21 protein-coding genes and 1 tRNA gene are annotated in these 24062 nt (G+C 63.1%); 10 read left to right on the top strand and 12 right to left on the bottom strand.

Going from position 1 to position 24062, the window contains the following annotated elements:
* Positions 1 to 87 precede the first annotated feature (87 nt).
* Positions 88 to 330 carry a DUF465 domain-containing protein gene (locus HU736_RS08315; RefSeq protein ID WP_101320974.1) on the bottom strand — a complete coding sequence of 81 codons (243 nt, stop codon included), beginning with the start codon at positions 328 to 330 and terminating at the stop codon, positions 88 to 90.
* A 268-nt stretch (positions 331 to 598) separates the two neighbouring features.
* Between HU736_RS08315 and HU736_RS08310 the strand changes: the two genes are divergently transcribed.
* Positions 599 to 673, top strand: a tRNA-Gln gene (locus HU736_RS08310).
* Between the two features lie 96 nt (positions 674 to 769).
* Here HU736_RS08310 and HU736_RS08305 read toward each other — a convergent pair.
* The 3 genes from HU736_RS08305 to HU736_RS08295 are packed head-to-tail and all read right to left on the bottom strand — an operon-like array spanning position 770 to position 5895.
* A complete protein-coding gene (locus tag HU736_RS08305; protein WP_103437936.1) occupies positions 770 to 3154 on the bottom strand; it encodes a hybrid sensor histidine kinase/response regulator in 2385 nt (794 codons plus the stop codon).
* An 11-nt stretch (positions 3155 to 3165) separates the two neighbouring features.
* On the bottom strand, positions 3166 to 3627 hold the full coding sequence (locus HU736_RS08300) for a response regulator (protein WP_103437935.1): 462 nt from the start codon (positions 3625 to 3627) through the stop codon (positions 3166 to 3168).
* Between the two features lie 15 nt (positions 3628 to 3642).
* The gene (locus HU736_RS08295; RefSeq protein WP_437180450.1) at positions 3643 to 5895 is read right to left on the bottom strand and encodes an ATP-binding protein; all 2253 of its coding nucleotides are present in this window, start codon (positions 5893 to 5895) and stop codon (positions 3643 to 3645) included.
* A gap of 347 nt (positions 5896 to 6242) precedes the next feature.
* On the opposite strand from HU736_RS08295, the gene HU736_RS08290 reads away from it, so the two are divergent.
* The 7 genes from HU736_RS08290 (at position 6243) to HU736_RS08260 (ending at position 12544) form a co-directional block, all read left to right on the top strand.
* The gene (locus HU736_RS08290) at positions 6243 to 6749 is read left to right on the top strand and encodes a Csu type fimbrial protein (RefSeq protein WP_103437933.1); all 507 of its coding nucleotides are present in this window, start codon (positions 6243 to 6245) and stop codon (positions 6747 to 6749) included.
* Positions 6750 to 6779: 30 nt separating this feature from the next.
* Complete coding sequence (locus tag HU736_RS08285) at positions 6780 to 7310, top strand: Csu type fimbrial protein (RefSeq protein WP_103437932.1); 531 nt, start codon at positions 6780 to 6782, stop codon at positions 7308 to 7310.
* 17 nt (positions 7311 to 7327) lie between these two features.
* Complete coding sequence (locus HU736_RS08280) at positions 7328 to 7861, top strand: Csu type fimbrial protein (RefSeq protein ID WP_103437931.1); 534 nt, start codon at positions 7328 to 7330, stop codon at positions 7859 to 7861.
* A gap of 3 nt (positions 7862 to 7864) precedes the next feature.
* Complete coding sequence (locus HU736_RS08275) at positions 7865 to 8368, top strand: Csu type fimbrial protein (RefSeq protein WP_186699360.1); 504 nt, start codon at positions 7865 to 7867, stop codon at positions 8366 to 8368.
* A gap of 36 nt (positions 8369 to 8404) precedes the next feature.
* Positions 8405 to 9181, top strand: coding sequence for a fimbrial biogenesis chaperone (locus tag HU736_RS08270; protein WP_101320958.1), 777 nt, complete (start codon positions 8405 to 8407; stop codon positions 9179 to 9181).
* A gap of 76 nt (positions 9182 to 9257) precedes the next feature.
* The gene (locus HU736_RS08265; RefSeq protein WP_437180456.1) at positions 9258 to 11579 is read left to right on the top strand and encodes a fimbria/pilus outer membrane usher protein; all 2322 of its coding nucleotides are present in this window, start codon (positions 9258 to 9260) and stop codon (positions 11577 to 11579) included.
* The gene (locus HU736_RS08260) at positions 11576 to 12544 is read left to right on the top strand and encodes a Csu type fimbrial protein (protein WP_186699358.1); all 969 of its coding nucleotides are present in this window, start codon (positions 11576 to 11578) and stop codon (positions 12542 to 12544) included. The genes HU736_RS08265 and HU736_RS08260 overlap by 4 nt, the downstream gene beginning before the upstream one ends.
* Here HU736_RS08260 and HU736_RS08255 read toward each other — a convergent pair whose 3' ends face one another.
* The 3 genes from HU736_RS08255 to HU736_RS08245 form a co-directional block, all read right to left on the bottom strand.
* Positions 12545 to 13693 carry a M14 family metallopeptidase gene (locus tag HU736_RS08255; RefSeq protein WP_186699356.1) on the bottom strand — a complete coding sequence of 383 codons (1149 nt, stop codon included), beginning with the start codon at positions 13691 to 13693 and terminating at the stop codon, positions 12545 to 12547. It lies immediately after the preceding gene.
* Positions 13694 to 13852: 159 nt separating this feature from the next.
* Positions 13853 to 14359, bottom strand: coding sequence for a sigma factor-like helix-turn-helix DNA-binding protein (locus tag HU736_RS08250; RefSeq protein ID WP_186699354.1), 507 nt, complete (start codon positions 14357 to 14359; stop codon positions 13853 to 13855).
* A gap of 431 nt (positions 14360 to 14790) precedes the next feature.
* Positions 14791 to 15096, bottom strand: a complete 306-nt coding sequence (locus HU736_RS08245; RefSeq protein ID WP_101320948.1) for a DUF6124 family protein — start codon at positions 15094 to 15096, stop codon at positions 14791 to 14793.
* Positions 15097 to 15193: 97 nt separating this feature from the next.
* On the opposite strand from HU736_RS08245, the gene HU736_RS08240 reads away from it, so the two are divergent.
* Entirely contained in the window at positions 15194 to 15901 is a 708-nt protein-coding gene (locus HU736_RS08240; protein WP_103437924.1) for a LexA family transcriptional regulator, read from the top strand.
* Positions 15902 to 15951: 50 nt separating this feature from the next.
* Here HU736_RS08240 and HU736_RS08235 read toward each other — a convergent pair whose 3' ends face one another.
* The 5 genes from HU736_RS08235 to HU736_RS08215 all read right to left on the bottom strand — a co-directional run bounded on the left by HU736_RS08235 (position 15952) and on the right by HU736_RS08215 (position 21887).
* Positions 15952 to 17901, bottom strand: a complete 1950-nt coding sequence (locus tag HU736_RS08235) for an acetyl/propionyl/methylcrotonyl-CoA carboxylase subunit alpha (protein WP_186699352.1) — start codon at positions 17899 to 17901, stop codon at positions 15952 to 15954.
* Positions 17898 to 18710, bottom strand: a complete 813-nt coding sequence (locus HU736_RS08230; protein ID WP_186699350.1) for a gamma-carboxygeranoyl-CoA hydratase — start codon at positions 18708 to 18710, stop codon at positions 17898 to 17900. The genes HU736_RS08235 and HU736_RS08230 overlap by 4 nt, the downstream gene beginning before the upstream one ends.
* 4 nt (positions 18711 to 18714) lie before the next feature.
* On the bottom strand, positions 18715 to 20322 hold the full coding sequence (locus tag HU736_RS08225) for a carboxyl transferase domain-containing protein (RefSeq protein ID WP_186699348.1): 1608 nt from the start codon (positions 20320 to 20322) through the stop codon (positions 18715 to 18717).
* A gap of 18 nt (positions 20323 to 20340) precedes the next feature.
* Positions 20341 to 21504 carry an isovaleryl-CoA dehydrogenase gene (locus tag HU736_RS08220; protein WP_186699346.1) on the bottom strand — a complete coding sequence of 388 codons (1164 nt, stop codon included), beginning with the start codon at positions 21502 to 21504 and terminating at the stop codon, positions 20341 to 20343.
* Positions 21505 to 21725: 221 nt separating this feature from the next.
* Positions 21726 to 21887 carry a hypothetical protein gene (locus tag HU736_RS08215; protein ID WP_181003808.1) on the bottom strand — a complete coding sequence of 54 codons (162 nt, stop codon included), beginning with the start codon at positions 21885 to 21887 and terminating at the stop codon, positions 21726 to 21728.
* A gap of 139 nt (positions 21888 to 22026) precedes the next feature.
* Between HU736_RS08215 and HU736_RS08210 the strand changes: the two genes are divergently transcribed.
* A complete protein-coding gene (locus HU736_RS08210) occupies positions 22027 to 24045 on the top strand; it encodes an alpha-1,4-glucan--maltose-1-phosphate maltosyltransferase (protein ID WP_186699343.1) in 2019 nt (672 codons plus the stop codon).
* The last annotated feature ends 17 nt before the right edge of the window (positions 24046 to 24062 follow it).

The raw sequence follows: 24062 nt of genomic DNA, 5'->3' as shown, positions 1-24062 counted from the left end.
CCGGAGGGTCGCAAGGCGATTGTGGGCGGCTACCGACCGGTCAGTGCCCGCTGGCAGTAATCATGCGCCACTGCCAAATGAACAGCCTCAGTCCTCGCGCTTGAGCTGACGGTCGATCATATACTTGATCGACAAGCGACGTTCCTTGAGGCGATGCAGGTCATCATCGCTGGTATAGCCCGCCGAGATGGCCTCGGCAGCCAGCACCTGGTTGTCGATATCGACGTACTCGTCGAGCAGGCGATCAAGGGTCTGATCCTGCTGGCGGCGCTGCTGAACGATTTCGCGTGGGTAGTGCAGGTCTTGGTACAGATCATGGGAAACTGGCATGACGCCCTCCTTGTAAGCGCTGGGATTACCTGACTATTGAGCAGGGCTGCGCGGATTTGGTTTTTAGCTGGGCGAGCTTTGCCGACAGGCGGTCGCACCGCGACTGGCTTCTAACTAACTTGCTGTTTTTTTGAGATTTTTTTTAAAAGAGGGGTTTTCATGATCAAGGATTGTTGTTAAAGTGCCGCGCATTCCCCGACAACAACTCATGTTGTCAGCCACGGGAATTGTTAGAGCGACAGTGCATTGCACTCGTTGCATCAGATACAGGGGCGTCGCCAAGCGGTAAGGCAGCAGGTTTTGATCCTGCCATGCGTTGGTTCGAATCCAGCCGCCCCTGCCATTATTTTCCTCGCTTTACCCTCTCTCTATTCCCGGGCAATCCAGCCAACGCTCCCCATCCGTATTGCAGTTGCTGAGCAACGGCTGAGCGCAGTGCTCAGGCCGCGCCCAGCAAATCGTCCAGGGTCTTCGCCAGCAGCTGATCCTGTACCGGTTTCTGAATGACCACACTGTCGCTTAGCTCGAAGCCTTGCAGTTCGGCATAGCCCGTGAGAATCACCACCGGCAATTGCGGGAAGCGCTCACGCGCCGCCAACGCGAGCTGCGCGCCGTTGAATTCGGGCATGGCAAAGTCAGTCAGCAGCACATCGACGTGTTCATCGAGCAAGCACAGGGCATGCTCGCCACCGTGCGCCTGGCGTACCTGATAACCGTGCGAGCGCAGCAGCTCGCCGATCATGTCGCGAACCAGGTGATCATCATCCACCAACAGCACGGTGCGATCACGGCCTTCTGCCGAGAGGGCTGGCGCCGCAGGCGCCGCGGGTGCTTCGACGGCTACAGGCTGCTTGACCGCAGGCAGGTAGACCGACACCAAGGTACCCTGGTCAGGCGCAGTATCGATAGACACGCCGCCACCCGATTGCTTGGCGAAGCCGAACACCTGGGCCAGGCCAAGGCCCGAGCCTTTACCGATGTCCTTGGTGGTGAAGAATGGCTCGAATACCTTGCCGACTACCTCTTCACTCATGCCGCAACCGGTATCGCGAATCGACAGCATCACGTACTCGCCAGGCTCCGGGTCTTCCGGTCGCTGGGCGCGTTCTGTGATCAACGTATTGCGCGTCGACAGAATCAGCTGGCCGCCATCGGCCATGGCGTCGCGGGCGTTGATCGCCAGGTTGAGAATGATCATCTCGGTCTGGGTCGGGTCAGTTAGTGCCTGCCACAGGCTGGCATCCAGATCCAGGCGTACCGAGACATTGCCGCCCAAGGTGCGTCGCAGCAGCTCTTCCAGGCCGGTGAGGGTCTGGTTGAGGTTCAGCGGCACAGGCTCGAGCCGCTGGCGCCGGGAGAAGGCCAGCAACTGTGAGGTCAACTTGGCACCGCGCTCGCCAGCCTCGCGGATGTGCTTGAGGCGGCTGCGGGCCTTGTCGTAGTTCTCTTTCTGCAGGTCACGCTCAAGGAAACTCGCGCCGGTCAGAATCACCGTCAGCAAATTGTTGAAGTCGTGCGCGACGCCGGCGGTCAGTTGGCCGACTGCCTCCAGCCGCTGCATCTGCTGCAGCGCCGCTTCGATACGCTCGCGCTCATCGATCTGCTCGCGCAGGCGCATGTTGGCCTCGGCCAGGCCCATCGACGATTCGCGCTCGCTGGTGATATCACGGGCGACGACATAGAGCAGGGTGTCCTCGGGCACGATCACCCACGACAACCAGCGCTGTTGGCCGCTGGCATGTTGAATGCGCCCTACAAAGCGGGCACTGGTGCGGCCCTGGCCGAGCGCTGCCAGCTCAGCGAGAAAGGCTTCCTGATCCGGCTCGGGTAGCAGCTGCAGCAGGGTGGTCTGGCTCAGGCGTTCACGTGAGATGCCCAGGCTGACTTCCCAGGCTGGGTTGAGCGCGACCGGGGTCAGGTCTCTGTTCAGTACCGCCAGCAAGTCCTGGGACAATTCCCATGAGCGATCGCGCTCCCGGGTACGCCGCTCGACCCGCTCGCCGAGCATCTCGTTGAGCTGCTTGAGCGCCGTGGTCGCCTGGCGTTGTTCATGAATGTCCTGCAATACGCCGGAAAAGCGCAGGCAGCGGCCGTCGACGAATTGGGTCTGGCCGCTCGAGAGTAACCAGCGCGGCTCGAGGCCGTCAGGCTGATTGATACGAAACTCGACCCGGTAGTGACCGCCTGCCTGGGGCTGCATGACCTGCTCGACAGCGTCACGAACCAGCGCGACGTCTTCGGGATAGATACCTGCGTAGAACACATCCAACGACATCTGAGTGTCGACAGGCAGGCCAAACAAGGTCTTGCAGCGGTCATCCCAGAGCAGCAGATCTTCCTGCGGGCGATAGTCCCAGGTACCCATGCCCGCAGCATCGATGGCAAACCGGGCGCGCGCCTCAAGCTCGGCCAGCGCTTCCTCGGCGCGGCGGCGGCGATGGCGCTCCTGCACTTCGGTCAGCGCCCGGCGCACGGCCTTGGGCAGCAGCGGCAGGTTCTTCTTCAGGACATAGTCGGTGGCGCCAAGGCGGATCATCTCCACCGCGTGCTCTTCACCATAAATGCCTGAGAGAAAGATGAACGGCACATCTGGCGCCAGCCGCTGAGCAATCGCCAGCACCTCGATGCCGGACGAGCCAGGCAACACGCAGTCGCACAGGATCAGGTCAAAACGGCCGTGGTGCAGCGCATGCTCGACGCCAATATGGTCGAACACCAGTTGCGACTCGATGTGCAGCCCGCTGCGCTCCAGGCGCAACAAGGTCAGCTCGGCATCCATCGAACTGTCTTCGACCATCAGTAGCTTGAGCGGGCCTGACAACATGCTAGTTGGACTCAATTGTTACCACGCCGAGTCAGCCGCAAAGAGCCAGGCGGCGGTTCATTAAGGACGGCCCAGAAGATCCCCAGATCGGAGATGGCCGTGACAAATTCCTTGAACTCGACCGGCTTCACCACGTAGGCATTGACCCCGAGCTCATAGGCGCGCAGCAGATCGGGTTCTTCCCGCGAGGAGGTCAGCATTACCGTCGGGATGCTGCGCAGCTCAGGGGTTTCGCGCACCGCCTTGAGCACCTCCAGGCCATCCACCTTGGGCAGTTTCAGGTCGAGCAGAAGCACGGCCGGGTTGCCATCGTCGCGCTCGGCGTAACCGTTGCGGCGCAACAGGTAGTCGAGGGCGTCGGCGCCATCGCGCAGTACGATGACTTCGTTGGCCAGCTGGCTGCGCTCCAGCGCGACAAGCGTCAACTCCAGATCCCTGGGGTTGTCTTCGACCAACAAGATCGGTTTTAGCATGATGTATACGTTACCTCAGGTGTTCGATGAATGGCGCGGGAGGGCGAAATGGAACGACGCTCCCTGATTGATCTCGCCGTCAGCCCAGACACGGCCGTCGTGACGTTCGATGATCCGGCGCACGCTGGCCAGGCCGATGCCGGTGCCTTCGAAGTCTTCCATGCGGTGCAAGCGCTGGAACACGCCGAACAGCTTATTGGCATAGGCCATATCGAAGCCGACGCCGTTGTCGCGAATATAGATTTCAGTCTCGTGCGGGTGTTGCTTGGCGCGGATCTCTATACGCGCAGGTTCGCGGCCACGGGTGTACTTGATCGCGTTGGCGATCAGGTTGTGCAGTGCCAGATTGATGAACGCCGGGTCGGCGATCACCTTGGGCAGTTTTTCCACATCCCAGATGATTGTACGACCGGCAAAATCCGGTGCCAGCTCGTTGCGAATGGTTTCGACCAGGGCGTTCAGGTCGACATCCGACATGCGCAGGGCGGAGCGGCCCATCTGGGAAAAATTGAGCAGGTTGTCGACAAGTGTGCCAGCAAAGTGCGCGGCTTCTTCGATGTGCTTGAGGAAGCGCTGGCCGCGTTCGCTGAAGTTCTCGCTTTCGACTTCGGTGAGCAGTTCGGTGTAGCCGGCGATGTGCCGCAGCGGTGCGCGCAGATCATGCGACACGCTGTAGGAAAACGCTTCGAGTTCCTTGTTCGACTGGCGCAGCTCACCGGCCAGTTGCGCCAGCTCTTCGGCTTTGCGCAGCACGATCCCCAGTACGGCTATGCGAAGTTCGGCCACGCCTTCGATGATCAGCGGGTCCCAAGGTTCGCAGTAACCGCCAACGTCTTCCTGCCAGCGCTCAAAGCTGTGCCGCGGGTTGAGGCTGCCCGCGGCGCTGATGGCTTTTTCCGGGCGCCCGGCCCAGTTGACCGTGCGTACCTGCTCGGGGCGGAACCACACCAGATAGTGCGAGTGAATCTGCGAAATCGCCACCGCCAGCACACCGCCGACGTGCTTGGCCAGCTCTGGTAAGTCCTGGATGTCGCGGCGCACGTTGTCGCTGCTGAACACCGACTCGGCGTCTTGCTGCGACAGCCAGTGGACCAGCGCATTGACCTGCGCAGCGGGCGGCGTCACGCCGATCAGGTCGCAGCGCTCGGCACTGATGATCGCCGCGCCGGTGGCACTGGCAAAATCGAGCAGGACCTGGGGCAAGGCATTCAAACCAGCACTGACGCTGTCGTGGTCGGCCATCGAAGCCAGCATGCGCACGATGCGCTGGCGCATGTCGAGCATGGTCTGGGTGCCGGTGTGCGCTTCCCGGGATTCGATCTGCAGCGACAGCACGCTGGCCAGCAACTCGCAGGCCGTGCGAGTGGGCAGGTCGACGGCGTGCGGCTGGTCGTGATGGCAGGAGATCAGCCCCCACAACTTGCCGTCTACCACGATCGACAAAGAGGTCGATGCCAGGGTGCCCATGTTGCGCATGTACTGTAGGTGCACCGGCGATACCGCGCGCAGCGCCGCATAGCTCATGTCCAGCGGCTTGCCGGTGCGCGGGTTGCTGTGGGGATACAGCGGCGAGGCAATGTAGTTGGCATCTTCGATGACCCGAATCCGATTGACTCGGTACAACTCGCGGGCCTGGCGTGGAATATCGGAGGCTGGGAAGCACAGGCCCAGATAGCTCGGGTAGCCGGGGTCGGCGACTTCGGCAAGTACCTCGCCGTTGCCTTCGGCATCGAAGCGGTAGGCCTTGACCCTGCCAAAGCCGGTAATGCGTTTGATCTGCAGGACCGACTGTTGCAACAGTTCGACGATGCAGCTGACCTTGAGCACGCTGCCGACGAAGGCGCGTACCAGCGGGTAGTAATCGCCATGCCCGGACGGGCCGCTGGCCGTGCGGATCGGTTCGAATTCAGTGATCAGGACCTGGTCGTGACGATGCACCAGTACGCGCATGTGGCTGCAGTCTGGGCTGGGCTGGCGTAGTTCAACGTCGCCGATATGAAACGGGAATACCTCATCGACCGGCAGATACTGCATCTGTGCACGCAGGTCGAAACTGTCGCTGATCAGCTCGGCGAAGGTGCGCCCAAGCAGCTCGGGCGCCGCAGCCCCAAGCCAGCGCTCAGCGTTCTCGCTGGCTTGCAGCACGCACAGGTCCTGCTCGTCGAGTACCAGCATGAAACCCTGCGGCTGGATGCTGCCGGGGACCTGAATAGGCTCCTGGGCGCAGCGCTCGACAGCCTGGTCGAATGCGGTGTGGGCAGTTGTCAAAGAGGTACTCCTGGTAATTCTGTCCTCGCCCGGCGGAAAGCGCATGGCACAGGATGTTGCTGCTGCAAAAGTATCAGATTGTCGGCTGCTTTGCCGGCATATGGCCATTTGAGGTCTGATTAGTTCAGGGGTTCGCCGGTTAGAGTACAAAAATAGCGTGCAGTGCCGTGAAAGGTGCGGAACGGGTGGCCTTTAACGCGGCAAATAGCCACCTAAGCCATTGTTGTTAATGCCAATGAAGGGTAGGGCAAACCCGGCGGGATCAGACTGCGCTGCTACCCTCAAGGTCATAGCCTGGAAACAGGGCCTGGAACAGGGATAGTGCGGTGGAAGTACGCGGAGTGGCCATGTGGTCGGGGCTGTTGTTGAGCGTGAACAGCCTGGCGGCGGACTTTCTGGTCGAGGTGCGGGTGCAGGTCGAGCGTGGTTGCATGCTGGTCAACCAACCCCGCGATGCGGCGGCGCAAGCATTGGGCCAGATCGACCTTGGCAGCGCAGCACGCCTTGACGGCGCCGCTGCGCCGTTGACCGGCGTGCTGCTCAGCCCGCGGCCACCACGGCTCGAATGCAACCCAGACACGCCTTATCAAATCCGCGTCGACGGCGGCCAGCATGGCGGCGTCGGCGAGCTGCGCTTCCTGGCCAGCGCGGATGCGCGAGCCAGGCCCATTCCCTATCGGCTTTACAGCGACGCAGGCTGGCGCCAGCCGCTGAGTGTTGGCGGCGCACAATCGGCGCGGGTGCCAGACAGTGGCTCGGTCGAGTTGCCGCTGTATGCTCGCATCGACAGCCTGGCCTGGGTGCCACGGCCTGGCCTGTACGCCGACTTGTTGAAAGTCACGGTCACCTGGTAGGGGCATCGCCATGAGCAAGGAGGCAACGTCATGAGTCGCACAGGCATTCTGCTCCTGAGCCTGGGCCCACTGCTGCTGCCAGGCGCCGTGCATGGCAGCACCACCGGGGTTATCGAAGCGCGCCTGGTGATCCGTGCTGCGTGCCAGATCAGCAGCGACCAGCCACCGGCGACGCTGGGTACGCCAGGGGTCATGGACTTTGGTTCGCGCGGGCCGAGCTGGCAGGAGCCGTTGCAGGGCAAGGTCGACGAAATCGCAGGCGATGGTGGCCTGCAGATCAGTTGCACGCCGTCGGTGCGCGCCTTCAGCGTGCGCATCAATGCTGGCCAGAACGGTGGCGATGGTGTGCGCCGGCTGAGCAACGGTCGCGAGATGATCCCTTACCAACTGGCGGTCGATCCCACCGGCAACAGCCGTTACCCGGTAGGCCAGGCGCGCACCTTCACCGTCAACAGCAGCCAGCAGATCCCGATTCCGATCTACGGCGTGGTCATCGCGCAGCCGCGCGCGCTGCCCGCCGGTCTTTACCGCGACACCCTCAGCGTGACCCTGGACTGGTAACACCCAAGGAGAATCCGATGCGCACACACCTCACCTGCTCAGTACTCGCCGGGCTCGCCCTGGCGCTGGCGTCCCAGGCTCAGGCAGCCACTGTGACCGGGACCATCAACTCGACCCTGACCCTGATCGCCGCCTGCCAGGTCAACGGCAGTGCCGGTACCTCCGGGGTCAACTTCGGTAACCTCAACTTCGGTACTCAGGACGCCTTGTTCGGTACCGCCAATGCCCAGGTCATGGGCCCGGGTGGCGGCGCCATGAGCATCCTCTGCTCGAATGGCACCGGGGCGTCAATTCGCGTGCGCGCCGGCGCTCATGATGGCTTGTCGACGGGAGGGACGCGGGCGTTGGCCGACGGCAATGGCAACTTTGTGCCGTATGACTTCTATACCGATGCCGGACACACCGTGCCGCTGGCCATCGACGGCAGCATTGCCGTGCCGACCAGTACCGGCGCCGCCCAGACCGTCAACCTGTATGGTCAGGCCAAGGGCAAGGCTGGCCTGCCGGCGGGCACCTACACCGACACGGTTGCCGTCGAGCTGACGTTCTGAGCCATGAATCGCTGGGTGCGCGTAACCACGGCGGGGCTGGGCCTGGTGCTGGCGTTGCCGTTGGATGCAGCGACCACCAGTACCTTTCAGGTCAGCGCGCAGGTCGTGGCCGGGTGCCTGGTTGTGGGCGGGGTGAGCGCTTACGGCAGCCTCGACTTCGGCACGCAATCAGCCCTGTCCAAGGCCAGCGTCAGCGCAGCGCTGGGTGGCAGCACGGTGAGCTTCCAGTGCACGCCGGGGGTGGCATTGAGCATGGCCTTGGACGGTGGCCAGAACAACAGCGGCGGGACCCGCAACCTGAAGCGCAGCGGTGGCTCGCAACTGCTTGCCTACCAACTGTATCGCGACGCCGGCTTCAGTCAGAGCCTTGCAATCGGCCAGGTGACGTCGGTCAGCTACAGCGACCCGACGGCGATCAAGCTGCCGGTTTACGGTCGCACGCAGCTGCCGGGGACATTGCCGGCAGGTACCTATACCGATGTCGTGCAGGTCACGGTGACCTGGTGAACGCAGGGATCAACACAACAAACCAAGGAGAATGGCATGGGGGCAGGCGCGAAGTGGGCGCAAGCAATAGTCGTTGGGTTGCTGCTGGCCAGTCAGCCAGCCGCGGCGGCAACCTCAGTGCTGATCTGGCCAATTGACCCGGTGCTGGAGGCAGATCAGAAGGCGGGAGCGCTGTGGCTGGAAAACCGCGGCACTACGCCGGCCAACCTGCAGGTGCGCGTATTTGCCTGGCGCCAGGGCGGCTTTGAGGAGCAGTTCCAGGCCCAGCGCGAGATTATCGGCAGCCCGCCGGTGGCGAATATCGCGCCGGGGCAAAAGCAGCTGATCCGGCTGACCCGTACCGGCAGCTCGCCGGCCGGTCAGGAGCAGGCCTACCGCATCATCATCGACGAAATCCCCTCACCCTTGCCGGTCGATGCCAGTACTCAGGCACCGACGGCGGCGATCCGCCTGCAGATGCGCTATTCGGTGCCGTTGTTCGTGTATGGCGAAGGCCTGTGGGGCAAACCCGACCCGGAAGGCAAGCGCAGTGCCGATGGAGTCGGCAAGCCGCAGCTGAGCTGGCGCGCGGTCAATGTGCAGGGCAAGCCCTTCGTCGAGCTGCGCAACAGCGGCCCGGTCCACGCGCGCCTGACCGATGTAGTGCTGCAGCAGGCCGGCCAGGACAAGCCGGTGGTTGAAGGCCTGCTTGGCTATGTGCTGCCCGGCGCCAGCATGCGTTGGCCAGTGCCCGCAGTCCCCACCGCAGCGAGTGTGCTCAAGGGCCGGGTCAACGGTCAGGACGTGGCCCAGGCCATCAGCCCGGGCAAGTGAACTTCGATGAATCGACGTCAGGGGCCACGGAGGACCCGACAATGGCTGGAAGCCGTGTGTGAAATGGCTGTCGTGTATGGCCCATCAGGTGTGCCTGGGCTTGCTGCTGGGGCCACAGCTGGCGCTGGCCAACGGCCTGCCGCCGCCACCGAGCGAGAGCAGCGTGGTCACCGATGCCACGCTGTACCTCGACCTGCTGGTGAACCAAATGCCCAGGGCTGAGCTGGTGCCCGTGCAGCAACGCGCCGGGCGCTTGTTTATCGCCAGTGAGGTGCTCACTGCAGCGGGCATCAGCCTGCCGGGGGTTACTCAGGGTGAGGTGGCGCTGGATGCTTATGCCGGCCTGCATGCCGACTACGACAGCGCCAACCAGCGCCTGCTGTTGCAGGTACCCGCTGCCTGGTTGCCGCTGCAGCGGGTTGGCGAGCGCGGCCTGTACCCGGCCAGCGACGCCCGCAGCAGCTTCGGCGCGCTGCTCAACTACGACGTCTACCTGAATGACACCGATGGGAGCGGCACCTACCTGGCCGCCTGGAACGAGCTGCGTCTGTTCGACAGCTGGGGCACGTTCAGCACCACCGGCCAGTGGCGCCAGGCCTTCAATAGCGCACCGCAGGCCGATACCCGTCAGGGATTTCTGCGCTACGACACGACCTGGCGCTATACCGACGAGCAACGCCTGCTGACCATCGAGGCCGGTGACCTGGTCACCGGCGCCTTGCCTTGGACCAGTTCGGTGCGGCTCGGCGGCCTGCAGCTGTCGCGTGACTTTGCCGCGCGCCCGGACCTGGTCACCTATCCGCTGCCGGCCTTTGCCGGCGAGGCGGCGGTGCCGACGTCGCTGGACCTGTTCATCAACGGCTACAAGGCGAGCACCACCGACCTGCAACCCGGGCCATACACCCTGACCAACGTACCGTTCATCAACGGTGCCGGCGAAGCGGTGGTGGTGACCACCGACGCCCTCGGCCGCCAGGTGTCGACCACGCTGCCGTTCTACGTCACCAGCAGCCTGCTGGGCAAGGGCCTGAGCGACTTTTCCCTGGCGGCCGGCAGCCTGCGCCGCGACTACGGCGTACGTGATTTTGGCTACGGCACAGGCGTTGCCAGCGTCAGCCTGCGCCACGGTGTCAGCGACAGCTTTACCCTCGAGGGCCATCTGGAGAGCGCCGAGACCCTTGCCCTCGGTGGCCTGGGCGGCAATCTACGGCTGGGCAATTTTGGCGTGCTCAATGCGGCGTTGGCGCAAAGCCGTTTCGACGGCGAGCAGGGTCAGCAGGTTGCACTGGGGTATCAATACAACAGCCAGCGCCTCGGTTTCAGTTACCAGCGCCTGCAGCGCCATGGCGACTACGCCGACCTGTCGCGGGTCGACACGCCGTACACGCAGCTGTCCAAGCGTAGTGAACAGGTCACCCTGAGTCTGAACCTTGAGCGCTATGGCAGCCTCGGTGCCGGCTATTTCGATGTGCAGGCCGGAGACGGCTCGCGTACCCGTCTGCTCAACCTGAGCTGGAGCCGCTCGTTGTGGGGCAATAGCAGCTTGTACCTGTCGGCCAACCGCGAGATCGGCGAAAGCCAGTGGGCCATGCAGGCGCAGCTGGTCATCCCGTTCGACCTGCATGGCAACCTGGCCCTGAGCATGGAGCGCAGCCAGGATGGCAGCCGCCAGCAGCGGGTCAACTACAGCCGCGCCGTGCCGGTGGGTGGCGGTATCGGTTTCAATCTCGGTTATGCCGATGGCGACCGCGAAGCCTATCGCCAGGCTGACGCGACCTGGCGCCTGCAGTCGGTGCAGTTGCAGGCTGGCACCTATGGCAGTAGTGACGCCATGACCCGCTGGGCCGACGCCAGCGGTTCGCTGGTATGGATGGACGCCGGCCTGTTTGCCGCCAACCGGATTGACGATGCCTTTGTAGTGGTCAGCACCGACGGTTACGCCGATGTTCCGGTGCGCTATGAGAATCAGCTGGTCGGCCGCACTGACCGCAACGGCCACTTGTTGGTGCCGTACAGCAGCGGTTACTACCGCGGCAAGTATGAGATCGATCCAATGGAGCTGTCGGCCGATGTGCTGGCACCGCAGGTCGAGCAGCGGGTCGCCGTGCGCCGGGGTAGCGGCTACTTGCTGGAGTTCCCGCTTAAGCGGGTGCTGGCGGCGAGCATCGTGCTGGTCGACGCGCAGCAGAACAACCTCAAGCTGGGCAGCCAGGTGACCCATCAGCAGAGCGGCAGCCTGGCGGTGGTCGGCTGGGACGGCCTGGTGTACCTGGAGAACCTCTCGGCGCACAACATCCTGCAGGTCGAGCTGGCCGAGGGCGGCCAGTGCCAAGTGGCCTTTGATCTGCCGGAAGGGCAGGGGCCTGTGCCGTTGATTGGCCCGCTGGTGTGTCAATGAACCGCTTTGCAGGGGCAGTGGCGCTGCTCGCGACGGTGATGGCGGCGCCGGCCTGGGGTCTGTGCAATATGGTCAATACCCTGCCGGCGAGCTTCGGCACGGTCAACTCGACCCTGGTGCGCGGCACAGTGCAAAGCGCCTCGACCAGCAATGCCGGTTTGCAGTGCACCGGTTCTTTGCTCAGTCTGCTGAGTTCGGGCGATCACTTCTACGCAACCATCACCTCCAGCACCAGCGGGCTGGTTGGGCCAACCGGTGACGTGATCCCTTACACTTTGTATGCCAACAACAGCACGAGCTTTCCGATCACCCGTGGCGTGGCGTTCGACTTCGCCCGCAACGGCATCCTCGACCTGCTTGGCCTGCTCAATGGCACCACACCCAAGACCGTGCCGCTGTATGTGAAGACCAACCTGGGTGCCAACGTTGCTGCGGGCCTGTACCAGGAAACCCTGACCATCGCCTGGGCCTGGGACTACTGCTCTGGCATCAGTGCCGGCACGATTTGCCTGGGCCGCGACAAGGGCAATGGCAGCCGCACCCTCAACGTGAGCCTGACGGTAAGCAATGACTGCCAGATCACCACCCCGAACATTGTCTTCAACAGTGCGCCGGTGGTAAGTGCGTTTACCACGGTCAACCAAAGCATCAACATCTCCTGTACCAAGGGCAGCAACTACACCGTTGGCCTGGATGATGGGGTAAACCCGGCTGGCGGCCGTCGACGGATGAAATCACCGGCCAATAACTATCTGGCCTATGACATTTTCAAGAGCGCCGGCAGCGAGCGCTGGGGCTCGCTGAATACAGCTAGGCGTGCCAGTACCGATGCCAACGTCAACCCGGGCGCAGGCACTGGCACCGGTAGCCAGATTTTCAACTACAACGCGCGGGTCTACAGCGATCAACCGACGCCGCCGGCTGCAAGCTACAGCGACAGCGTGATTCTGGATGTGCAGTTCTAGCTAGCGTAGATCACGCGCGATTTTCGCCAACGTCTCCAGCACCGCACCGGCCAAATCCTTCGAGCGCTGCCCAGACCAGCCTGTCTGCACATTGGGCGCGTCGTCGTGGTCCTTGAAGGGCATCTCCAGGGTCAGCGACAGGCAGTCGTACTGATGCCCAACGGCATTGCAGGCCAGGGTCATGTTGGCCTGACCAGGCTGGTCGCGGGTATAGCCGTGGGTGGTCTGAAAGTCTGCGGTGATGCTGCACAAAGTGCTGCGGAACTGCTCCTCGAGCTTCGCCAGGCGCGGGGTGTAGCCTGGGTTGCCTTCGCAGGCGGCGGTGAACACGTGGGGGATCTCTTCGTCACCGTGCACGTCGATAAATGCATCGACGCCGTATTGCTTCATCTGTGCCTGGGCAAACAGCACCTCGGGGCTGGTGTCGACACTGGCTGACTGCCAGGCACGGTTCAGATCCTGGCCCTTGAAGTTGGTACGCAAATGGCCGAGGAAGGCGCCGTCCGGGTTCATGTTCGGGATCAGATACAGGTCGGCTTGAGCGAGCAATGCCTGAATCTGCGCATCGTTGGCTTTGAGGCGTTCGATCACGCCCTCCATGAACCACTCGGCCATGTGCTCGCCCGGGTGCTGCTGGGCGATCAGCCAGAGCTTGCGCTTGCCGGGCGCACCTTCACCAGCGCGCAAAAGTGGGATATCACGGCCCTGCACGCTGCGTCCATGGGCCAGCAACTCGACTCCCGGCAACTGCAGGGCGCGGTCGATCAATTGGTTGTGGCGGGTACGCGAGTAGGGCTCGAAGTAGGCGAACCAGACCTGCGTCTGAGTGGCCTGTAACTCAAAGTGCAGGGCCTCGCCGTCGAATCGGCTGGGGACGCGGAACCACACCTGCTGATCGTACGAGGCCACTGCCTGATAACCGCTCCAGGCATTGGGGTAGGAAGACTGGCTGGCGTTGTCGAGGCTGAAACGGTGAGTGTGGCCAGGCGTCAGGCCATCTACCTTGAAGTGAAACCACTGGAAGTGGCCACTGTGGCTGTCCGGGCGAATGGCCAGATGCACCTGCTCTGGATTGCTGGCGTCGAGCACCTGAATATTGCCGGAATCGAAAGCGCAGTCGATGGTTACAGCGGGCGACGTCACGGTCATTGCCAGGCTCCTGTGGCTTTTTGTGACGGTTACTCTACACCGCTCGCAGCGCCGGCTGGGACTGCAAATGTGTTGCCGGTTGCCAGGGGGTGTTTCATCGAGTGGCGGCATTGCTCGGCAACGCAGCCAGGCCGCGCCTGGCTCAAGGGCTGGGTTTACTCACACCCAGTACGCCATCGCCAGCAGGGCGGCCAGGCCCAGGCCGGCCGCGATCGAGCAACCGCCCAGTGACAGCGCTGCCTGACCCTGCCGGTACCAACCGTCCTGCCCCAGTTGACGTGCCGGGGCGAGCAGGCGGCGCCAGTGCAGTTCGGTCTGGTGGAAGGCCTGCAAGTGCTCGTCGGCGGCGTCCAGCCAACGGCGGAAGTCGATCCGCTCGCTGGCAGTGACCTGTGGGTTTTGCAGGCGCATATACCAATGGCCGGCGGCGCTGGCAAAGCTGTCAGACCGAGCCTGAGTGCCCTGCAACGCTTGATGCATGTGGCGTTCGACGGCGTGTACGCTGAGATCGAGGCGCTCGGCGATGGCGGCGAACGGCAATTGTTCGAGGCGGCTGAGCAGAAACACTTGTTGCACCCGCCGCGGTAGACGGCGCAGACGGTGCAGCAAGGCGTCTTCATCGGTATGGCTGTGCAGGCGCTGTTCAAGGGGGAGCAGGCGGGTCATGGGTGGCTCCTTGCTCAGGTGTAGGGGTGGGGGCATCTTCCCTGATGCGCGAACAGCTTAATCTTAACGAGATTGATTCCCAAGTGCTGTTTGCGTAAAAGGCTGTTACATCCATTCACCTGTAGAAACACTTTTGCTATGATCGCGGCCATCAAGCGGTACCCATCTTCATTAGCCTGAAGACCAAAAAAAAGACCCGGCAAAAAGCCGGGTCAAAAACCGTGATTAGCCTGATGAGGAGATAATCTGAGAGTCCGACCTAAGGTCTCCAGGTTATCCAGCGGGTCTCGCGACCTGCTGAGTGCAATAATAATCGTTATCATTTGCCAGTCAAACGATATTTGTTGAAATCGGTAAAAAAATTACCTGCACCCCTCATCCTGTCCCGGCAATCGGGGCCATTGCCGTTACCTGGCGTTCACGTTCTGCTCTTATCTGTCGTCCGTCATCACTGCCTTTTTGTGCTCGAGCAGTGACCTTGCCATGTTCACCATATGCATCAGCGCCAGTGTCACCTCGCGGGTCATGCCGTCCTGGTGGGTGGCGGTTTCATGGGCCGTTGCCGCCGCGCAGCGCAGCAGGGCCAGCGCATGGTCATGGGCTTCGCCAATGGAAACCCCGGGCTGCAAGGTCCACACCTTGTTGTCCAGGTTGGGCCGCGGCGGGGTGGGGTTGAGGTAGTAGTCAAGCGCGCGGCGCGCAGCTTCACTGTCCAGATCTGTTTCGTCTTTTTTCATGGGGTTTCATCCTGATACCGGGAACGGCGCTGTGGGAAGGACTCTGCCTGATTCTAATACCTAATGTATTTGTATGCTTTCAAGGAAATACTACCTTATGTGTATTGAGCGCCTAGAGGCAGTCCGTATCGTGCCAGCGATGAATATGGATAAATGGATTGCCCTCATCCGTGACCGGATGGAGGAGCTCGACATCTCGCAGGAACTGCTCGCCGAACGCGTTGGCGTTTCCCAGGGCAGCATTGGCCACTGGCTGTGCAAACGCCGTCAACCACGGGTCGATTCGATGAACAAGGTGTTCGTCGAACTGGGCATGCCGCACTACCACGTCAGCCTGCAGTTGCAGGTGGCCGGGCAGATCGGTGAAGAGCGCGTGCGCTATGCCGTCGACGATAGCGTCGAAGATGAAGACTGGACCAAATACATAGTGTGCTTTCGTTACCCGCTGCGTGCGTGGGAGACACTGGGCAGCGAGGCGGCTAGCGACCCAGGCGTGTTCGAGCAGACCGATTACCTGGCCAAGGGCAACGCCTGGTGGCTACCGGTTGAAAACGATGCGATGAGCGCAGTCAGTGGCAAGAGCGTTGCCGAGGGCATGCTGGTGCTGGTTGACAGTGGCGTTGCCGTGGAGCCAGGGCGTTTGGTAGTGGCCCGCCAGCCCGGCAAGTCGGCGATCTTCCGCCAGCTGACAGAGGAGGGTGGCCAACGCTACCTGAAAGCACTAAATGGCAGTTACCCAACGCTGGTGTGCGAAGAGGGCTGTGAGTTCCTTGGCGTCGTCGTGCGCGTGCACGGGATCTTCTGAGCGGCGTACTCCGTGGCGCCGCAAAGCGGGACACGGAGAACGCACAGACGTTACTCCAGTTCGACCAGTACCGCGCCCTCAGCGACCATGTCACCTTCTTCGCACAGTAGCGCTTTGACCGTACCCGCCTGGGCGGCGCGGATGCTGTGTTCCATCTTCATGGCCTCCAGCACCACCAGCGCAGTGCCGGCCTCGACCGCCTGCCCAGGCGCGACCAGCACCCGCACGATGCTGCCGTTCATGGGCGCACTGAGCCCGCCGTGCTGGCTGTTGCTGGCCTCGGCCTCGGCAATCGGGTCGTAGGCGCTGACGGCATGCATGTCACCGTCCCAGCGCAGGTACAGGGTGGCGCCACGACGAATCGCCAGATGGCGCCGGCGCACGCCGTCCACATCCTGGCACAACTGTTCCCCCTCAAGGCGCAGGGTCGACGGCGCGCTGGCCTGCAGCGTCACCGCTTGAGCCTGCCCGCCGCTGTGCAGGTGGACGCTGCTCTGGCTGGGCAGGCCCAGGCGCAAGCCAGTGGGGGCGGCCCACGGTGAGTCGGCATCATCTTCGCGAACCCGCGTGGCTTCGCTCTGCAGCCAGGCTTGCGCTGCGGCTTCCCAGAACTGAACGGGCAGCTCACCAGCTGCCGGCAGCAATGCCTCCTGATGCCGGGGAATGAAGCCAGTATCCAGCTCGGCGGCAGCGAACGCCGGGTGCGCGAGGATCCGCCGCAGGAAGGCGATATTGGTCTTGACTCCACCAATAGCGAATTCGTCGAGCATCGCCAACAAACGTAGACGCGCCTGCTCGCGGTCTTCACCCCAGGCAATCAGCTTGCCCAGCATCGGGTCATAGAACGGTGATACCTGGTCCCCTTCACTGACGCCGCTGTCGACCCGGCGGCCTTCGCCCGGCGCCGACTCGCGGTACAGCGCCAGGCGCCCGGTGGCCGGCAGAAACTCGTTGACCGGGTCCTCGGCATACAGCCGTACTTCAATAGCATGGCCGCGCAGCGGCACCTGCGCCTGCGTGATCGGCAGCGGTTCGCCGCGGGCCACGCGGATTTGCCAGGCGACCAGATCAAGGCCGGTAATCGCCTCGGTGACCGGGTGCTCGACCTGCAGCCGGGTATTCATCTCCATGAAGAAGAACTCGCCGCGGGCATCGAGCAGAAACTCGACCGTGCCGGCGCCGACATAGCCAATTGCCTGTGCAGCGCGCACGGCCGCTTCGCCCATGGCTTTGCGTAGCGCCGGCGCCAACCCGGGCGCTGGCGCCTCTTCGACGACCTTTTGATGACGGCGCTGGATCGAGCAGTCGCGCTCGTTCAGGTACAGGCAGTTGCCGTGCTGGTCGGCAAACACCTGGATCTCTACGTGGCGCGGCTTGAGCAGGTACTTCTCCACCAGCATCTGCGCATTGCCGAACGAGGCCTGCGCTTCACGCTGAGCCGAGGCCAGCGCGTCGGCCAGCTGGCTGACCTCTTCCACGACCTTCATGCCCTTGCCGCCGCCGCCGGCACTGGCCTTGAGCAACACCGGGTAGCCGATTCGCTCGGCGGCTTCGCGGAACGTCTGCAGATCTTGCGCAGCGCCGTGGTAGCCGGGCACCAACGGCACGCCCGCGGCCTCCATCAGCGCCTTGGCCGCCGACTTGCTGCCCATGGCGTCGATGGCGCTGGCCGGTGGGCCGAGGAAGATCAGCCCGGCCTGCTCGATGGCTCGGGCAAAGCCGGCGTTCTCCGACAAAAAGCCGTAGCCTGGGTGGATCGCCTGGGCGCCGCTGGCTTTGGCTGCTGCCAGCAGCTTAGTGATATCGAGATAGCTCTCGGCAGCCTTGCTGCCCCCCAGATCAACGCGGATATCGGCCTCACGAGTGTGCAGCGCATCGCGGTCGATGGCGCTGTGCACGGCGACAGTGGTCAGGCCCATGGCTTTAGCGGTGCGCATCACCCGACATGCGATTTCGCCGCGGTTGGCAACCAGCAAGGTAGTCAGGGTGGGGTGGCTCATGGGCGTGCGTCCTTGTCGTTGGGTTGCCAGGCCGGGCGGCGTTTGTCGAGAAAGGCACGCAGGCCCTCCTGGCCCTCGGCGCTGACGCGGATGCGGGCAATGCTGTTTTCACAATAACGGCGTACTGCCGGAGTCAGCTCGCCGTGGCCGACCTCACGCAGCAGGTCCTTGCTGGCGCGCAGTGCCTGCGGGCTGTTGAGCAGCAGATTGTCGACCCAGGCCTCGACCTGCTGATCGAGTTGTTCCGCCGGGTAGGCTTCAGCGAGCAAGCCCAGCTGCTGCGCACGCACGCCACTGAAGCGTTCGGCGGTCAGCGCATAACGGCGAGTGGCTCGCTCGCCGATGGCCTTGACCACGAATGGGCTGATCACCGCCGGTGCCAGGCCGATGCGCACTTCCGACAGGCAGAACTGCGCATCCTCACTGCCGATAGCCATGTCGCAGCAGCTGATCAGACCCAGGGCGCCACCAAAAGCGGCACCTTGCACCACGGCCAGGGTAGGCAGCTTGAGGTTGTACAGGTTGTACATCAGGTCGCCCAACTGGTGGGCGTCGTCCAGATTGGTATTGAAGTCGAGCTGCGCCGATTGCTGCATCCAGGCCAGGTCGGCGCCGGCGCTGAAGTGCCGGCCACGGCCGCGCAGCAGCACGAAGCGCAGGCTTGGGTCGGCGCCCAGGCGGTCAACGGCGACGATCAATTCGCGCATCATCTGTGCGTTGAAGGCATTGTTCTTGTCGGCCCGGTTCAGCCACAGGGTGGCAAAGCCGCGGGGGTCCTTGATCAGTTCAAGGGTGCTGTAGTCGCTCATGGGGTCACATCCGGAAGATGCCGAAACGGCTCTGTTCGATCGGCGCATTGAGCGCGGCAGACAACGCCAGGCCCAGTACATTGCGGGTTTGCGCTGGGTCGATGACGCCGTCGTCCCACAGCCGCGCGCTGGAATAGTAGGGGTGGCTCTGGCGCTCGTACTGTTCAAGAATCGGCTGCTTGAGCGCGGCTTCGTCGGCATTGCTGAACAGCGCGCCGGCGCGTTCGCTTTGCTCGCGCTTGACCTGGACCAACACCCCGGCCGCCTGTTCGGCGCCCATCACGCCGATCCGTGCGTTGGGCCACATCCACAGCATGCGTGGGTCGTAGGCGCGGCCGCACATGCCATAGTTGCCAGCACCAAAGCTGCCGCCGATGATCACGGTGAACTTCGGCACCTGGGCGCAGGCCACCGCCGTCACCAGCTTGGCGCCGTGCTTGGCGATGCCGCCTTCTTCGTACTTCTTGCCGACCATAAAGCCGGTGATGTTCTGCAGAAACAGCAGTGGGATGCCGCGCTGACAGGCCAGTTCGATGAAGTGCGCGCCTTTTTGCGCGGCCTCGGCAAACAAGATGCCGTTGTTGCCCAGGATCGCCACCGGGTAGCCGTGCAGGTGGGCGAAGCCGCACACCAGGGTGGTGCCGAACAGCGCCTTGAATTCATCGAAGACCGAGCCGTCGACCAGCCGCGCGATCACCTCGCGCACGTCGAACGGCTGCTTGGGGTCTGCCGGCACCACGCCATACAGCTCGTCTGCACTGTACAACGGCGCAACCGGTGCGCGGCATTGCAGGCGGCCGAGCTTGTGCCAGTTGAGGTTGGCCACGCTGCGCCGGGCCAGGGCCAGCGCGTGTTCGTCGTTGTCGGCGTAGTGGTCGGCAACCCCACTGATGCGGCAGTGCACGTCGGCGCCGCCCAGCTCCTCTGCGGTCACTACTTCGCCGGTTGCGGCTTTGACCAGCGGCGGCCCGGCGAGGAAGATCGTCGCCTGCTGGCGGACCATGATCGCCTCGTCGGCCATCGCCGGCACGTAGGCGCCGCCGGCGGTGCACGAGCCCATCACTACGGCGATCTGGGGGATGCCCAAGGCGCTCATGTTGGCTTGGTTGAAGAAGATCCGACCGAAGTGTTCGCGGTCCGGGAACACCTCATCCTGGCGCGGTAGGTTGGCGCCGCCGGAGTCGACCAGGTAGATGCACGGCAGGCGGTTCTGCAGGGCGATGGTCTGCGCGCGCAGGTGTTTTTTCACCGTCAGCGGGTAATAAGAGCCGCCTTTGACCGTGGCATCGTTGGCCACGATCATGCACTCGACGCCCTCGACCCGACCGATGCCGGCGATCACGCCAGCGGCGGGCACGTCTTCGCCGTACACCTCGTAAGCGGCCAATTGGCCGATTTCAAGAAACGCCGAGCCAGCGTCGAGCAAGCGGTCGATACGCTCCCGCGGCAACAACTTACCCCGCGCTGTGTGCCGCTCCTGGGCCTTGGCGCCGCCGCCCTGGCAGATCTGGGCGAGCAGGCTGCGCAGCGCCTGAACCTGTTTGAGCATGGCCGCGCTGTTGTCGGCAAACTCGGCAGAGCGCGGGTTGATCTGGGTGTGCAGAATAGCCATGGGCGCAGGTCCTTGTGCTCAGCGGGTTTCGTTGAACAGTTCGCGGCCGATCAGCATCCGGCGGATCTCGCTGGTGCCGGCGCCGATTTCGTAGAGCTTGGCATCGCGCAGCAGGCGGCCCGCCGGGAACTCGTTGATATAGCCATTGCCGCCCAGAATCTGGATCGCCTCCAGCGCCATCTGCGTGGCGCGCTCGGCACTGTAGAGGATCACCCCGGCGGCGTCCTTGCGCGTGGTCTCGCCGCGGTCGCAGGCCTGCGCCACAGCATATAGATACGCCCGGCTGGCATTGAGTTGGGTGTACATGTCGGCGATCTTGCCCTGGATCAGCTGAAACTCGCCGATGCTCTGGCCGAACTGCTTGCGGTCATGGATGTACGGCACTACCAGGTCCATGCAGGCCTGCATGATCCCGGTCGGGCCGCCGGAGAGCACTACGCGCTCGTAGTCGAGGCCGCTCATCAATACGCGCACGCCGCCATTGAGCTGGCCGAGGATGTTCTGCGCAGGCACTTCGACGTTGTCGAAGAACAGCTCGCAGGTGTTGGAGCCGCGCATGCCCAGCTTGTCGAACTTGCTGCTACGCGAGAAGCCCTTCCAGTCACGCTCGACGATGAATGCAGTGATGCCATGGGCGCCCTTGTCCAGGTCGGTCTTGGCGTAGATCACGTAAGTGTTGGCATCCGGGCCGTTGGTGATCCAGGTCTTGCTGCCGTTGAGTACGTAGTGATCGCCGCGCTGTTCGGCGCGCAGCTTCATCGACACCACGTCGGAACCGGCATTCGGTTCGCTCATCGCCAAGGCACCGACATGCTCGCCGCTGAGCAGCTTGGGCAGGTACTTGAGCTTTTGCGCGTGGCTGCCGTTGCGGTTGATCTGGTTGACGCAGAGGTTGGAGTGGGCTCCGTAGGAGAGGGCCACCGAAGCCGAGCCACGGCTGATTTCTTCCATGGCTACGACGTGGGCCAGATAGCCCAGGCCGGCGCCGCCGTACTCTTCCGGCACGGTGATACCGAGCAGGCCCATGTCGCCGAACTTGCGCCACATATCAGCGGGGAACAGGTTGTCCTGGTCGATCTGCGCTGCGCGCGGCGCCAGCTCGGCGGCGACAAAGGCGCGGACCTGGTCGCGAAGCATGTCGATGGTCTCGCCGAGGGCGAAGTTCAGGCTGGGGTAATGCATGCTTGGGTACCTTATTGTTCTTGAAATATCACCACGCCCCTACACGGGAGCGATGTTGCGGCTGGTTGACGTTAACGTAAACCTGTGGTCGAAGACTGTCAATCGCATCATCACCTTTACGTAAACGTAAGCTTTAAGAGGCAGGTTTGGTCGGGATCTCACTCAATTAGAAAGGGCCGCAAAGCGGCCCCTCGGACTATAAACGCACTTGTTGACTATGCTCAGACCTTGACCGGCGGTTCCTCACTCGGCGGGTCGCCCACCGTAGGCGGCATGGTCGGCTTGATCGGCAACTCATCCGGATCATCCTGCGGCACCGGCGGCGGCAAGCTCGGGTCGTCGATGTTCGGATCGGGGGTCTCCGCCGGGATTGGAATGTTCATGGCCTGACCTCGCTGGGTAAATGAGGGATGCAAAGGCTTTGAACCACGCCTGCGCCATTTGCTCATTTTTTTTTGAACCCCCCACGCCTTCGACGGCTCTGAACCCTTACCGCCTCAAGCCCACAGGGAGCAAGGTCCGATGTCTCGCAACGAGCCCTTCGAAAGCGTGCCCATGGCCAATGACCACCCGGATCAGGCGATCAGCCTGGCCCAGGCGTTGCTGGCGCCGCGTCTGGTCATTGAAGACACCGCACCGGTACTCGACGGTGGCACCTTTGCCGCCAAAGCCATCAGCGGCCAGCCGGTGACGGTCAGCAGCAAAGTCTACAGCGACGGCCATGATCGGCTGATGGTGCTGCTGCACTGGCGTGAAGCGCGCAGCCGCGAGTGGCACAGTGTGCCGATGGAGGACGCGGGCAATGATCTGTGGCTTGGGGAATTCACCCCGACCGGATTGGGCCTGCACCTGTTCAGCATCGAAGCCTGGATCGATCCGTACGCCACCTTCTGCTATGACCTGGAAAAGAAATTCAACGCTGCGGTCGAGATCAAGCTGGAGTTGGAGGAGGGCCGCCTGCTGTTGGGCAAGGGCGCCGAGCGCACGGACGGCGCCTTGCGCGAGCAGATTCTAACGCTGCAATCGCGTCTGGTCGGGCTCGATGAGCAAGCCCAGGTTGCACTGCTGCTGGGCGAAGATGCCGCGCGCCTGATGGCCGAGGCCGAGCACCGCAGCTACCTGACCCGCAGTATCGAATTCCCTCTGGACGTCGATCGCCCGGCGGCGCAGTTCGCCAGTTGGTATGAGCTGTTCCCGCGCTCGATCACCGACGACCCGGCGCGCCACGGCACTTTCAACGACGTCCATGCGCGCCTGCCGATGATCCGTGACATGGGCTTTGATGTGCTGTACTTCCCGCCGATTCACCCGATTGGCCGCAGCCACCGCAAAGGCCCCAACAACTCACTGCAGGCCGGCCCTGATGACCCGGGCAGCCCGTATGCGATCGGTAGTGCCGACGGCGGTCATGATGCCATTCATCCGCAACTGGGCAGCCGCGAAGACTTCCGCCGGCTGGTGGCTGCAGCCGCCGAGCACGGCCTGGAAATCGCCCTCGACTTCGCCATTCAGTGCTCGCAAGACCACCCCTGGCTGGTCGAGCACCCCGGTTGGTTCAGCTGGCGCCCGGACGGCACCATCCGCTATGCGGAAAACCCGCCGAAGAAGTACCAGGACATCGTCAACGTTGACTTTTATGCCGCCGACGCCGTGCCCTCGCTGTGGCTGGCGCTGCGCGATGTGGTCATCGGCTGGGTCGAGGAGGGGGTCAAGACCTTCCGCGTCGACAACCCGCACACCAAACCGCTGCCGTTCTGGCAATGGCTGATCGCCAATGTGCGTAGCCAGTACCCTGACGTATTGTTCCTTGCCGAGGCCTTCACCAAACCAGCGATGATGGCCCGCCTGGGCAAGGTCGGCTATGCGCAAAGCTACACCTACTTCACCTGGCGCAACAGCAAGCAGGAGCTGCAGGAGTACTTCGAAACGTTGAACCAGCCGCCATGGAGCCACTGCTACCGGCCGAATTTCTTCGTCAACACGCCGGACATCAATCCGTTCTTCCTGCAGCGTTCCGGCCGTGCCGGCTTTTTGATTCGCGCTGCGCTGGCGACCATGGGCTCAGGGCTGTGGGGCATGTACTCAGGCTTTGAACTGTGCGAAGCGGCGGCGATTCCGGGCAAGGAAGAATACCTCGATTCGGAGAAGTACGAGATCCGCCCACGCGACTTCACCGCGCCCGGCAACATCATTGCCGAGATCGCCCAGCTCAACCGCATCCGCCGGCAAAACCCGGCCTTGCAGACGCACCTGGGCGTGGCGTTCTTCAACTGCTGGAACGACAACATCCTGTATTTCGCCAAGCGCACCGCCGACCGCGAAAATTACATTCTGATCGCGATCAACCTGGACCCGGACAACGTCCAGGAGGCGAACTTTGAACTGCCACTGTGGGAACTGGGCCTGGATGACAACGCTGACACCTACGGCGAGGACCTGATGAACGGCCACCGCTGGACCTGGCACGGCAAGACCCAGTGGATGCGCATCGACCCGAGCTATCAGCCGTTTGGTATCTGGCGTATCAGCGCCGCGCAGTAGCCTTGATCTCGTACAGG

It is taken from the genome of Pseudomonas shirazensis, assembly GCF_014268785.2.
Classification (GTDB): Bacteria; Pseudomonadota; Gammaproteobacteria; order Pseudomonadales; family Pseudomonadaceae; genus Aquipseudomonas; species Aquipseudomonas shirazensis.
The sequence above is the reverse complement of the archived record's forward strand: the minus strand, read 5'-3'. Positions and strand labels throughout refer to the sequence as shown.

Bases quoted from the DNA above. Each gene is read 5' to 3' on its own strand.
- HU736_RS08220 (WP_186699346.1), bottom strand. From the start codon at position 21,504: ATGCATTACCCCAGCCTGAACTTCGCCCTCGGCGAGACCATCGACATG.
- HU736_RS08315 (WP_101320974.1), bottom strand. From the start codon at position 330: ATGCCAGTTTCCCATGATCTGTACCAAGACCTGCACTACCCACGCGAA.
- HU736_RS08225 (WP_186699348.1), bottom strand. From the start codon at position 20,322: ATGGCTATTCTGCACACCCAGATCAACCCGCGCTCTGCCGAGTTTGCC.
- HU736_RS08260 (WP_186699358.1), top strand. From the start codon at position 11,576: ATGAACCGCTTTGCAGGGGCAGTGGCGCTGCTCGCGACGGTGATGGCG.
- HU736_RS08250 (WP_186699354.1), bottom strand. From the start codon at position 14,359: ATGACCCGCCTGCTCCCCCTTGAACAGCGCCTGCACAGCCATACCGAT.
- HU736_RS08290 (WP_103437933.1), top strand. From the start codon at position 6,243: ATGTGGTCGGGGCTGTTGTTGAGCGTGAACAGCCTGGCGGCGGACTTT.
- HU736_RS08235 (WP_186699352.1), bottom strand. From the start codon at position 17,901: ATGAGCCACCCCACCCTGACTACCTTGCTGGTTGCCAACCGCGGCGAA.
- HU736_RS08210 (WP_186699343.1), top strand. From the start codon at position 22,027: ATGTCTCGCAACGAGCCCTTCGAAAGCGTGCCCATGGCCAATGACCAC.
- HU736_RS08300 (WP_103437935.1), bottom strand. From the start codon at position 3,627: ATGCTAAAACCGATCTTGTTGGTCGAAGACAACCCCAGGGATCTGGAG.
- HU736_RS08265 (WP_437180456.1), top strand. From the start codon at position 9,258: ATGGCCCATCAGGTGTGCCTGGGCTTGCTGCTGGGGCCACAGCTGGCG.
- HU736_RS08215 (WP_181003808.1), bottom strand. From the start codon at position 21,887: ATGAACATTCCAATCCCGGCGGAGACCCCCGATCCGAACATCGACGAC.
- HU736_RS08275 (WP_186699360.1), top strand. From the start codon at position 7,865: ATGAATCGCTGGGTGCGCGTAACCACGGCGGGGCTGGGCCTGGTGCTG.
- HU736_RS08285 (WP_103437932.1), top strand. From the start codon at position 6,780: ATGAGTCGCACAGGCATTCTGCTCCTGAGCCTGGGCCCACTGCTGCTG.
- HU736_RS08270 (WP_101320958.1), top strand. From the start codon at position 8,405: ATGGGGGCAGGCGCGAAGTGGGCGCAAGCAATAGTCGTTGGGTTGCTG.
- HU736_RS08245 (WP_101320948.1), bottom strand. From the start codon at position 15,096: ATGAAAAAAGACGAAACAGATCTGGACAGTGAAGCTGCGCGCCGCGCG.
- HU736_RS08305 (WP_103437936.1), bottom strand. From the start codon at position 3,154: ATGTTGTCAGGCCCGCTCAAGCTACTGATGGTCGAAGACAGTTCGATG.
- HU736_RS08240 (WP_103437924.1), top strand. From the start codon at position 15,194: ATGTGTATTGAGCGCCTAGAGGCAGTCCGTATCGTGCCAGCGATGAAT.
- HU736_RS08255 (WP_186699356.1), bottom strand. From the start codon at position 13,693: ATGACCGTGACGTCGCCCGCTGTAACCATCGACTGCGCTTTCGATTCC.
- HU736_RS08280 (WP_103437931.1), top strand. From the start codon at position 7,328: ATGCGCACACACCTCACCTGCTCAGTACTCGCCGGGCTCGCCCTGGCG.
- HU736_RS08230 (WP_186699350.1), bottom strand. From the start codon at position 18,710: ATGAGCGACTACAGCACCCTTGAACTGATCAAGGACCCCCGCGGCTTT.